This is a genomic window from Olivibacter sp. SA151 (assembly GCF_054130995.1).
Genome location: NZ_CP096391.1, coordinates 5,316,546 through 5,328,870, shown reverse-complemented (window position 1 = coordinate 5,328,870; position 12,325 = coordinate 5,316,546). Strand labels below are relative to the sequence as shown.

The following is a 12,325-nucleotide window of genomic DNA, read 5'->3' as shown; positions in this document are numbered from 1 at the left end:
TTATAACCATGGTACAGACAGTTGCACTAGTACAAGCTCCTGCTTAAAACGTATAACTTAGCACTTATAACTAAAAAGCTATCAGCAGTCAGCTTTCAGCCATCAGCTTTAATAATGTATTATTACAGTGGAACGAGTAGTTACAATAGCACAGGCCCTTACTTAATTACGTATAACTTAGCACTCTTAAGCCTTAAACGGACACTGGTAGCAGGACATAGGTAGCAGGACAAGTCATTACAGTTGCACAAGCAATAGCACAAGCTCCTGCTTAAAACGTATAACTAGCACTTATAACCGGCATAGGCTATGTGCGACCCATCGCTGACCGAAAGCTATTTCCTAATAACTAACAACCAATAACCAATAACTAACAACTAATAACCAATACCTAATAATTAACATCCCAAAACTATTTTTATTCAAAAAAAAGCAAAAGCATGAGTAGATTTTACTTTTTGATGTCTATATAGTTTTAGAGACAGAGCTTGAACGCCACATGCAACATTATAGACATTATAAAACGGTCGATTTTTTAACTGATGACAATTTTGCTGACTGGGTGAGGTTTCCGCGGCCGGATAGCGACCGGCACTGGCAAGAAGTTTTTGTTCTTTTTCCGGCACTTGTTCCCTTTGCAGAAGAAGCGCGACAGATGTTGTTGCATATGCAGATAAAGCCAATAAACGGGGGAACGGACGACTTACAAAAAAATATTCTAGATAAAGCCTTTGATGCGGGCAATGTTACAACAAAAAAAATAGGCGCCCTGCAAGGAAAGCTCTATAAATGGAGTGCTGCGGCACTGATCGTCCTTGTGTCCGGACTTATATTGTGGAAGGGATTAGTTACTCGTTCGACCAAATTGGAAGTGGTTATTGCAAAAGATGGAGGCGTAAAGCAAGTGAAGAATTCGGCAGATATGGCCTTACTGGTTCAACTTCCGGATCAGTCTACCGTTATCTTGCAACCAAAGTCGCAACTAAGCTATCAGGTCGACTCCTTTGCTGTTAAAAGAGCGGTGTACCTAACGGGAGAGGCATTCTTTGATATTACTAAAAATGAACAGCAACCTTTTGTCGTTAATACGGATCAATTGAGCACAGTGGTTTTGGGAACGAGTTTTTTCATAGATGCTAAACCAGGCGTAGCAGACCATCATGTGGTAGTAACGAGCGGCTCTGTCCGTGTCAAGGAACGAATACACCGGGCTAAACCGAGACCCGATGAATCCGATGGATTGCTATTAAAAGCGGGCGAAGAAACGCGAACGCAAGGGGATCATTCACTCGTTGCTATACCTTCACGAGAAGCTTTACACATGCAGGATGATTTTGAAAAAGCCTTTGATTTTCAAAATATATCAATGGATAGAGTGGCTAAAATCATACAGGAATATTATGGTGTACCTGTGCGGATTGAAAGCCAAGTTTTGACGAATCGAACGATTACGGCTTTTTTAGGAAAGGTTTCTTTGCAGGAGAAGCTCGACTTAATTGCCAAAGCTGTTGAAGCGCGGTATCAATTGGAAGACGGTATGGTCATATTTACTTTAAAAAACCAACAATAAAACCGATATGAACAGAATAAACAGGAGAACGTAACCAAGCATGCTAAAAACCCGCTAAAGCTGCTGGAACATCATTAGCGGGTAAGTTTCAGCCCATCAATTTATTACCGCTCGTCAAAGTGGTTTGGGGGCTATTTGTTAAATTTTCAGTAAACCTAACAACCAAATGTATGGAAAAAAAATCAACATTTATTGTTGTCATGAGGACAGGCACATTACAATTATTAATGGCAGTATTCCTTCTGGGGAGCACTTGGGCGGCTAATACCCATGGGCAGGGAATACTCAATGAGCGCATTACATTTTCAAAAAAAGAGGCCTCTTTACAAGTTTTGTTAAAAGACATTGAACAGGCTTTCAACATTCACTTCATTTATAGTCCGGCACTCATTAATGTCGATCAGACTGTAACGATTATTGCTAAGGATCGGCCCTTGGGCGGATTATTGGACGAATTGTTGGATCCTTTACGTATTAGCTATGAGGCGTCAGGCAATAATGTGGTATTAAGGCGTGCACGTGGACAAAAGCAGCTTGCCATAAAGGGAATCGTACGGGATAAGGCGGGGTTGCCCTTGGGAGGCGTTTCCGTGTTGCTGAAAAACGCTGCGGGTAAGGGTACTTCAACGAATGAAACCGGCACTTTTTCCATCTCCGTACCGAGCAATGCGACGCTGGTGTTTCGTTATATCGGCTACCAAGAGCAGGAAGTATCGCTGAATAATCGTAGCTTTTTGGAAGTGGTCATGATAGAGGATCCTGCTAACCTTGATGAAGTAGTTGTAGTGGGATATGGTACCCAAAAGAAAGCGAACTTAACAGGTGCCGTAGCGACCGTGAGTGGAGAAGAGTTGGTGAAACGACCGGTAACCAATGCCGCATCCATGTTGCAAGGACAGGTGCCGGGTCTACGTGTTGTACAGAATTCGGGTGAACCCGGAAACGAGGGGCTGTCTGTCCGAATTCGTGGGCAGGGTACTTTCAGTGGCGCAGGTTCTAACCCATTGGTGTTGATTGATGGGGTAGAAGGAAGCTTAAACGACGTTAACCCCAATGATATCGAGAACGTGTCGGTATTGAAAGATGCTGCCTCGGCGTCGATCTACGGATCTAGAGCAGCAAACGGGGTTATTTTAGTGACCACCAAAGCAGGTCAGTCCGGCGGTTTTGTGGTCGACTATACCTTTAATGGTGCCGTGCACACCCCTACAAGATTGTTCGATCTCATTACCAACTCGGCCGAATATATGGAACTTTGGAATGAGGCAAGATTGAATAATGGCAATACCGCCGGCTTATATCCTCAGGAAGCGATCGATTTATATCGGAATGCAACCGATAGGGTGCAGTATCCAAATGCTGATTGGTTGGATATTATGTTCAATCCTGCTTTTGTACAAACACATAATCTCGGAATCAGCGGTGGTACCGGTGGTACGCACTACAATTTATCATTGGGTTATATTGATCAACCCGGCGTGATGAAGGGTTTTGAATACAAAAGGTACAATGCCCGTTTTAATATTGGTTCTTCTATCAACGACCATATTAAAATAGGGGCTAACATAAGTGTAAAACAAGGCGATGTTTCCCGCCCTCGTCAAGGAGCACAAGATGCTTTTATTGCTACCATATCACAGGCTCCTACGTATTTGCCAAAGCTTCCGGATGGACGTTATGCATTTAAAGCCTATGATTTTGAATACAACAATAAAAATATGTTGGCCATTGTGGAGAACGAGGTATTCTGGAAGAATCGTGACTACTCGGTTAATTTGCAAGGCTGGTTGGATGTGCAGTTGAGTAAAAAATTGAACTGGTATTCTAAAGCGGCTATTGTTGCGGACTTTGACAAATCGAAAGACTGGCGTCCGGTAGTGCCGCTGTATAATTACCAAACAGGTGATTTCGCGACAGATTTAGATGTAGGTGGCAAGGGACTTGGGGTTAACAACAGCGAAAATCGATATACCAACTTATTTACTTATTTAAAGTATGACGATGTTTTTGCAGGCAGTCATCAATTATCGGCGCAGCTTGGTTTCAGCCAGGAAGCAAATAAGCATGAATACTTATATGGCTATCGCCGCGACTTTTTCAGTACGGACTTGAAGGAGTTGGATGCCGGGGGGTTAGCAGTGCAGAACTCAAGCGGTTCTACCTACGAGTGGGCGATGCGTTCATTCTTCGGTCGGCTTACCTATAATTATAAGGAACGCTATTTATTGGAAGTAAACATGCGTTATGATGGAACCTCCCGATTGCACAACGACCATCGCTGGGGGGCTTTCCCATCTGTGTCCGGAGCATGGCGGGTTTCCGAAGAATCTTTTGTGAAGCAAGCAGATTTGAGCTGGTTGAATAACCTGAAAATCCGTGGCTCCTATGGGGAATTGGGAAATCAGAATATCAATATTGATATCCGGAGTAGCTCGCCTTATCAATATGCTTATCAGGAAACATACCCATACCCTTACCAGGATATTTTAAATTATACCGGCAATTATCCATTTGACAATGCCAATTTAAGCACCGGTGCGGCGCAGACGGCCTTGGCGAACCAGCTACTTACTTGGGAGACGACCAAAATTGCCGATATTGGTTTGGACTTGGCTGTTTTAAACGGTTTGGACCTTACCCTAGACTGGTATCGGAAAACAACTTCCGATATTCTTCGGCCATCCCAATTAACCGGCGTAGTAGGGCTTACAGCGCCAAATATCAATAGTGGTACCATGCAGAATGAGGGTATTGAGCTTGCGCTGCGTTATAGTAGACGCGTACAATCAGGCGCTTTAGAAGGCTTATCATATAGTTTTGGTGGGAACATTGATCGTTTCCGAAATAAGTTGGTGAAGTTCGGGCAGCGCGAAATTGGCAGTAATACGATTAAGGAGGAAGGTCGTCCTTGGGATACTTTTTATATGTTGGAGTGGATCGGCATTTTTCAAAGCGAAGAACAAATACAGGCATCTCCCCGTCAATATAATGACGATACACAGCCAGGTGATTTGATCTTTAAGGATCAAAATGGTGACGGTATTATCGATGATGATGACCGGACCTATCTCGGGGGGCAATATCCCTCGTTTGAATATGCCTTTACGGGCAACGCTAGCTGGAAGAACTTCGATCTTTCCTTTATGTTCCAAGGAGTAGAGGGGAGAAAAATTTATGTCGCCGATTGGGGCACGGTACCTTTTATTCAGGGATCGCCACCTACAACCGATTGGCGCAATCGGTGGACACCGGAGAACCCGTCGACAACGATGCCGCGAATATATTGGGGTTTTGATGCACCGGCAAAAGTGCGGCGGACATCTAGCTATTATTTACAGGATGCTTCTTATTTACGGTTAAAGAATATCACGATCGGTTATACCTTCCCGGCTAATTTAGTAGAGCGGATAGGTTTGAGAAAGCTGCGTCTGTTTTTCTCGGGCGACAACTTGTTTACCCTTACGGATTATCCGGGTTTGGATCCGGAGCGGGGCGGAAATGGTGTTTTCGTAGGCTATCCTCAAAACAAAATCTATTCGTTTGGTCTAAATGTGCAATTTTAAGTTGAACACGATGAAAAAGTATATATTATGGATGTGTACCACCCTTTTTCTGTTAAGCATGGGTGGTTGTAGTAAAGATTTTCTTGATAAAGATCCCTTGGATCGTTTAACGGGTGATCAGTACTGGAAATCGAAAGCCGATTTTGATATGGCACTAACCGCTATTTATGGGCAGTTGCAAAATAGCATCTTTTCCTATGGTAGTCCTAATTGGGATGTGTTGACGGATAATGGCTACGGTCAACATAATTATAACGGCAGCCAAGGCATTGTGCGCGGTGAAATTTTTCCTTCCTCGGGAGGATATATTGTTGATATTTACAATGCATGTTATAGTGGCATAGCCCGGGCCAATATCTTTCTTTCTAAATTAAGTGCTTACGAGGGGGCGGAATTGGATGCAGCTGCCCGTTCGCGCTATGAGGGGGAGGTTCGCTTTATGCGTGGCTTCTACTACTATATGCTCTATGCCTGTTATGGTGCAGTGCCTGTGGTAACGGAGCCGCTCACTTTGGAAAATCAAGTTCAGCCAAAGGCTGCTGAAGCGGATGTATTGGCGCAGACACTTGCTGACTTGGACGTAGCCATTGCCAATTTAGGATCAACTCTTTACGCTAGTGGAGATGGCCATATAGTTAAAACATCCGCACAAGCGTTAAAACTACGGGTGTTACTTTATGCAGCCTATGATGAAAATGGAACGCCTGATCCCGCTTTGTTAAGTGAGGCGAGTACCTTGGCAAAAGAAATCATGGCGGCCGGTTATACATTGACTCCCTCCTTTGAGAGCACCTTTAGGGACGGTACACAAGAGGGTAATCCGGAAATTATTTTTTCCATCAAGTTTCTAGCACCCAATAATGCAACGCCAATGGATCAATGGTATGGTGATTGGGCGGTGGTTAGTCCCTTACCTAACCTTTTTAATGCATTTGAACCAGGTGACATTCGTCGAGACCTGACGATTTTTGATAAGGTGGTGAATTTTGACGGTGTTGTCCATCGGCCTTCCAATAATGTGCCTACCGGCTACGGGTTAAAGAAATTTCTGACGCCGGGCCTGATACCTTATGGTTATTCGACACAAAGTCAGCAAGACTGGGTTATGCTGCGTTACGCGGAGGTATTGCTTTCTTTTGCAGAAGCTGAGAATGAGCTTTCAGGGCCTACACAGGAGGTGTTAGATGCTTTAAATGCGATACGTTTACGTGCCAAGTTGGATCCGCTAGCTGCGGGTTTGACCAAGGAAGCAATGCGAGCGGCTATTCGCAAGGAACGCCGTTTAGAGTTGGCTTTTGAAGGCTTGCGCTATTTTGATCTGAAGCGTTGGCGGATAGCAGAAGAGGTGCTCAATAATGTGAAAGATGGTATCCTTACGTATCGATTTGAAGAGCGCTTTTATCATTGGCCTTTGCCGCAAACGGAAATCGATAAAAGTGAAGGTGTATTGGAGCAAAACCCGAATTATTAAAATTATTTATAAGTTAATTTAAAAAAGGAACTTTTTTCTTAATCAACTTTGCTTGATCAAAGTTGAGCAAAATCAAGGCTTTGTAGGCTATCTTGCACCTGATGGCAAAACATTCATGGCACGTATTGGAGCCGTTTCACTTCTTCAATACGCTTGGATAGTGCAATATGAACAATACTGCAAATGCTTTGCTGCTCGTTGCGTCGGTATCCTCCAAGGCCGTTTTACCCACGCGCAGGGCTATATTAGGGCTGAAGATAATGATACGTCCGGTTAAAAGTAAAAGCCGATCGTTCTACAAGATGCCGCCTCCAAAATTTACAGCGAGCACTGGGAGGCACTACCACTCCTGTAAATTTTGCCTGCCTGCGGTAGGCAGGAAGCGGCGAGCTTTCTTTGCTTCCTTTCTTTCGCGGAGAAAGAAAGAAGTTAAAATAAAAGTAATCACGATGTAGCGTGAGTGCCATAAAAAACAAATGATATACATATGAAATATTTAATTTACACGGTTTATACCTTATTGACACTGAGTAAGCTGGTATATGGTCAGGTTACTGAGCGTCCCCGTCCTACAAAGTGGGACAGTTTAGTGATGGGCGGACGTTTCATCGACCGTTTTTCGCCAATGGTTAAAGGCCATAGGCAAACTGGATTGTGGGGCGCTGTGGGGGTACAGAAACGCTATATTGATAATGGGATAGAAGATAAGGAACGCTCTTATTGGGGCGGTAACATTGTTTATGACAGTGTTGGGCAGCTTTATAACCTGTATGTTTGCGGCTGGGATGAAAAATGGCCGAAGGGCCATCACCAATGGCCACGGTCGACCGTATACCACGCCGTGAGTAAACAGATGCACGGACCCTATAGCATTAAGGACACCATAGGCCCTGGGCATAATCCCGAAGTCTTCCGGTTGAAAAACGGTACTTATGTGTTATATGTTATTGATAAACGGTATACGGCTTCTTCACTTAACGGCCCTTGGAAGCAGGATACCTTTCACTTTGATAAACGGGATCGAAAAATTATCGAAGGTTTGTCTAATCTAACCTTTGCTAAACGGGGGGATGGTTCTTATCTCATGGTCTGCAGGGGAGGGGGTGTCTGGTTTAGCAATGACGGCCTTTCTCCTTTCTATCAGGTAAGCGATCGACGTGTATATCCAGACGTGGAAGGCGAATTTGAAGACCCGGTGGTTTGGCGTGATCACATTCAGTATCATTTAATAGTGAACGATTGGCTGGGTAGAATTGCCTTTTATTTACGATCAAAAGATGGCGTTAACTGGATAACGGATCCCGGAGAGGCCTATACGAATCAAATCGCTTTACATCAAGATGGCACTAAGGAAGCATGGTATAAATTTGAGCGGATGAAAGTATTGCAAGACCACCACGGTAGGGCCATACAGGCAAACTTTGCGGTGATCGATGTAGAGAAAGACTTTGATAAAGGTAATGATATGCATAGCTCTAAAAATATTGCCATTCCGCTAAATCCGGGCTTGTTAATCAGTATGCTTGACAAAAAAATGCCAACGGATAAAACCAAAGAAATACGAGTGAAGATTATGGCAGAGCCTGGCTTCAATCCCTTGGAAGAGGTGGATGTGAAAAGCTTACGTTTCGGTGCTTCCGACCAAGTTAACTATGGCGGCGGGTGTAGTGCATTGGATGCAGAAGCAGATGGTAAGGATTTAATCGTCCGGTTTGACGCGAAAGGGCATGGCATTACAGAAACGGAGTTCGCTCCTAAGCTGATTGGCAGATCAAAGAAGGGAAAGCTGCTTTATGGATATACACGAGCACCTTGGCTAGTTTATCGTGAGTCCATCTTATCAGCAAGAAAACCGATTTTAAAAGACAATAAGAGGCTTGTTGTGGAGGTGACTAATTTTGGCGAAGTACGCTCGAATAAGGCAAAGGTTTCGCTTTATCGTATTCGGAATGGAAGAAAGGAGCTAGTAGCCAGCAGTCAAGTAGTACCGTTAAATCCTTTTGATCAGGTCATGCTTGATTTAGTGCCTAAAGGTCCGCCCAGGCTTGTGATAAATGACAATTATAGCATTGAAATCGAAGCCAATAATAATGTTAAATCGACTTTTGACTTTCGGTGGTAGGCTGGAGGTACACTTTGTCGGTGCTATGAAATGAGAACGTCCGGCTTTTGGGGATGCCGGACGTTCGTCTTTTTTTAATCAACCTAAACCTATCTTATTATTTTCAAATCCTGTGCCAAATGTTTTCGTCGTTTTTCAGTTAGATTAGCGCGGAATTAGAAATGAAATCCTCGGCAGGTATAGTGCCTTTGTCCTAAAAAATGGACAATTGAGGTTTATCTACGTAATAAAATACCAAACAATTGTAATGAGTATACCGGACAATTGTAACGAGTCCGTGTAACTTTTACGCATAATAGTAAGTTAACCTACACTTAACATAATAGGGCTATTCTTGCGCCAAATTGAAAAGGTAGTATGAAACATTTTAAACCCTATTTTTTTACAAGCTTATTGGTGGCAGGCCTCAGTGTTACGAATCAGGTAAGTTTGGCAAAACTAAACAACCACATTCACTTAACAGAAGCACCGCAGGAAGAAATTGCACTTGCAGGCCTGGTAAAGTCGGCCGAAACCGGCGAAACGATTCCCTCCGTTTCCATTATAGCTGATGGTAAGGCCGTCGGGGTGACCGATGTCAATGGAAAATTTCAGGTAAAAGTACCACGAGGAGCGGAAGTACGCTTTCAGTACATGGGTTATCAGCCGTATTCCACCAGATTTACGGAGGATAATCAAAGCTTATTGATTTCACTTGGCAGTGCAAGTACCGACTTAAGCGAAGTGGTGGTAACGGCATTGGGTATCAAAAGGGATGAAAAAGCGCTGGGCTATTCGGTATCTAAGCTCGATAATAAAGACTTGACCGAAGCGATGCCAAACAATTGGTCAGAAGCCCTTAAAGGAAAAGTAGCTGGTTTAAATATTACACAGGCCAGCTCGGGTCCGCTGAATACCTCGCGGATTAACTTGCGTGGCAATTTATCACTCGACCCAGCCAAAAATCAGGCCTTGATTGTGGTGGATGGTATCCCCATGATCAATGGAAATATCAGCTCGGGAGTTGATCAGGCTTATGGTGCGGGTGCAAGTGGTGCGGATAAAGATATTCCAATCGATTTCGGAAACGGTTTAGGCGATATTAATCCGGACGATATTGAGTCGATCACCGTCTTAAAAGGAGCCGCGGCAACCGCTCTCTACGGTAGCAGAGCTGGTAACGGAGCTTTGATCATTACCACTAAATCAGGCGCTAAACATGAAGGGGGGATTGGCATTACAATCAATTCCAATACCAGTATCAGTGATGTTTTACGTTGGCCGGATTATCAATACGAGTATGGGCAGGGTGTACAAAACCGCAACGCCGCAGGTGAGCTTTACTATTCGTATGATTTATCGGAAGATGGGGCGAATACGGGTTCTACCTCCAGTGCGTTTGGACCTAAGTTTGACGGTCAGTCATATTTCCAATACGATCCCGCAACGGGTGCACAATCGGCCACGCGTGTGCCATGGGTACCTTACAAGGATAATATCAAAAGCTTTTGGCGCACGGGAACAAACTTTACTAATAGCGTAGCCTTGGATGGAGCAACCGATCGATTTTCGGCGAGAGCTTCCATTACGCATACCAAAAATAAGTGGATTATGCCGAACACGGGTTTCGACCGTTTAGTGGCGAGTTTGAATACCAGCGCGCAACTGACCGAGAAATTGAAATTGAACGCGAAGTTGTCTTTTACTAATAAGAACAGCGATAACCTCCCGGGTACAGGTTATAACAATCAGTCGATCGGCTATTTTATGATCTTCCAAAATCCGAATGTTGATCTGGATTGGTATCGTCCCATTTGGAAGCCCGGCATGGAAAACATAGAACAAATTCACCCTTTTAGCTCCTTTATTGAGAACCCTTTCTTAATTGCCTATGAGATGACCAATAGTCTGCGCAGTACCAACTTGGAAGGGAACTTGCAGGGTATCTATAGCTTTAACAGTAAATGGGAATTGATGCTCCGTTCCGGCTTAAATATGAGGCAGGATCAGCGCGAGCAACGGCGGCCCTATAATACGGCAAATTTCCCCCAAGGGTATTATAAACAACAAGACGTGTTTTTCAAAGAGACCAATACGGACGGATTGTTGACCTATCGTGATAAATTGAGCGAGGACTTCTCTTTTACAGGGTCGGTAGGGGCAAACTTTATGCATAATCAAATCAGAACCAGTAATGGAGTTGCACGGGGTTTGATGGTTCCGGGTATCTATAAACTGTCTAATGCCCTAACACAGGCTGTGGCCGAAAACCAAACTGTTGAACGTAAAACCCATAGTGTTTATGGTTTGATCAATATCGGTTGGAAAGATAAAATCTTTTTAGATGTAACCGGAAGAAACGATTGGTCGTCTACCTTACCCGATGGCAACAATTCCTATTTCTATCCTTCGGTGAGTTCAAGTTATGTTTTGAGTGATCTATTCGAATTGCCTGAATTGATCTCTTTTGCCAAAGCACGTTTGTCGTGGGCTCAAGTGGGCACCGATACCGATCCGTATCGTACTCGCAGCTATTTTGAAACTTCGCCTTTTCCTGGTTCGGCCGGTGCACCTGCTATCTTGTTCAATGACGATCTTAAGCCTGAAATTTCAACCTCGTGGGAGGGTGGTGTTAATTTCATGCTGTTTAATAACCGCATCAATGCAGATGTAAACCTGTATACGAATAATACGGTAAATCAAGTGTTGCGAGTTCCATTAGATGTGACAACGGGTTATCAAGAGCGCTTCATCAACGCAGGGAAAATCCAGAATCAGGGTGTTGAAATCTTACTGAGCGGCAAACCTATAGTCAGTAAAGATTTCAATTGGAACACCACCATTACGTGGGCAAAGAATGTAAACAAGATTTTGACCTTGAGCGAAGATATGGGAGTAGACCAACAGCTTTATGCCGAAAGTGGTACGGTATATTTCTACGCCACGAAGGGCGGATCGATTGGAGACCTTTATGGCTACGGTTTAGTACGTAATGAGGCCGGGCAAGTGGTATTTGATGCAAAAACGGGCTTGGCGTTACGACCTACTGATATAGAGAAAATCGGTAACGCTTACCCTTTATGGCGTGGTGGTTTTCAGAATGAGTTCTCTTACAAGAATTGGCGTTTAAGCATATCGATTGACGGACAATATGGTGGGATTGTCTATTCGCAAAGTCACCATAAAATGACTGAACAGGGTAAGTTAGGTCATACTTTATTGGGGCGGGAAACCGGTACCGTCGTTGGCGATGGTGTGGTGCAAAACGCAGATGGCAGTTATTCACCTAATACAACACCGGTGGCCATTAATACCTGGTATGCTGATTATTATAGAAGAGCCAATGTAGAAACCAATAGCTTTGATGCCTCGTATGTTAAATTAAGGGAAGCACGTATTGAATACGCTTTACCCAAGGAGTTATGTAAAAAACTTCGAGTGGGCGGTGCGAGTATTGCGGTCTTTGGTCGCGACTTAGCGATGATTTCCAAGTTCCCGATTTTCGATCCGGAGACGGCAGCTTTAAATGGAGCCACCATTATTCCAGGCGTCGAGATGGGACAAATGCCTACACCGCGGACATGGGGAATGAATCTAAATGTAAAATTCTAATTGTTGAC

The 12,325-nt window shown here is 43.9% G+C and carries 6 protein-coding genes; all 6 read left to right on the top strand.

The window, feature by feature from the left end; all coding sequences use genetic code 11:
• The first annotated feature begins 499 nt into the window (after positions 1-499).
• Positions 500-1,570, top strand: a complete 1,071-nt coding sequence (locus M1D52_RS21705; RefSeq protein WP_437393521.1) for a FecR family protein — start codon at positions 500-502, stop codon at positions 1,568-1,570.
• Between the two features lie 170 nt (positions 1,571-1,740).
• Complete coding sequence (locus tag M1D52_RS21700; protein WP_437393520.1) at positions 1,741-5,133, top strand: SusC/RagA family TonB-linked outer membrane protein; 3,393 nt, start codon at positions 1,741-1,743, stop codon at positions 5,131-5,133.
• Positions 5,134-5,143: 10 nt separating this feature from the next.
• A complete protein-coding gene (locus M1D52_RS21695) occupies positions 5,144-6,604 on the top strand; it encodes a RagB/SusD family nutrient uptake outer membrane protein (protein WP_437393519.1) in 1,461 nt (486 codons plus the stop codon).
• A gap of 115 nt (positions 6,605-6,719) precedes the next feature.
• Positions 6,720-6,881, top strand: coding sequence for a hypothetical protein (locus tag M1D52_RS21690; protein ID WP_157622214.1), 162 nt, complete (start codon positions 6,720-6,722; stop codon positions 6,879-6,881).
• A 210-nt stretch (positions 6,882-7,091) separates the two neighbouring features.
• Positions 7,092-8,726: a glycoside hydrolase family protein gene (locus tag M1D52_RS21685; RefSeq protein WP_013665213.1), complete on the top strand. Its 1,635-nt coding sequence runs from the start codon at positions 7,092-7,094 to the stop codon at positions 8,724-8,726.
• Between the two features lie 357 nt (positions 8,727-9,083).
• The gene (locus tag M1D52_RS21680) at positions 9,084-12,317 is read left to right on the top strand and encodes a SusC/RagA family TonB-linked outer membrane protein (protein WP_437393518.1); all 3,234 of its coding nucleotides are present in this window, start codon (positions 9,084-9,086) and stop codon (positions 12,315-12,317) included.
• Positions 12,318-12,325: the final 8 nt, after the last annotated feature.

Bases quoted from the DNA above. Each gene is read 5' to 3' on its own strand.
- M1D52_RS21700 (WP_437393520.1), top strand. From the start codon at position 1,741: ATGGAAAAAAAATCAACATTTATTGTTGTCATGAGGACAGGCACATTA.
- M1D52_RS21695 (WP_437393519.1), top strand. From the start codon at position 5,144: ATGAAAAAGTATATATTATGGATGTGTACCACCCTTTTTCTGTTAAGC.
- M1D52_RS21685 (WP_013665213.1), top strand. From the start codon at position 7,092: ATGAAATATTTAATTTACACGGTTTATACCTTATTGACACTGAGTAAG.
- M1D52_RS21705 (WP_437393521.1), top strand. From the start codon at position 500: ATGCAACATTATAGACATTATAAAACGGTCGATTTTTTAACTGATGAC.
- M1D52_RS21680 (WP_437393518.1), top strand. From the start codon at position 9,084: ATGAAACATTTTAAACCCTATTTTTTTACAAGCTTATTGGTGGCAGGC.
- M1D52_RS21690 (WP_157622214.1), top strand. From the start codon at position 6,720: ATGGCACGTATTGGAGCCGTTTCACTTCTTCAATACGCTTGGATAGTG.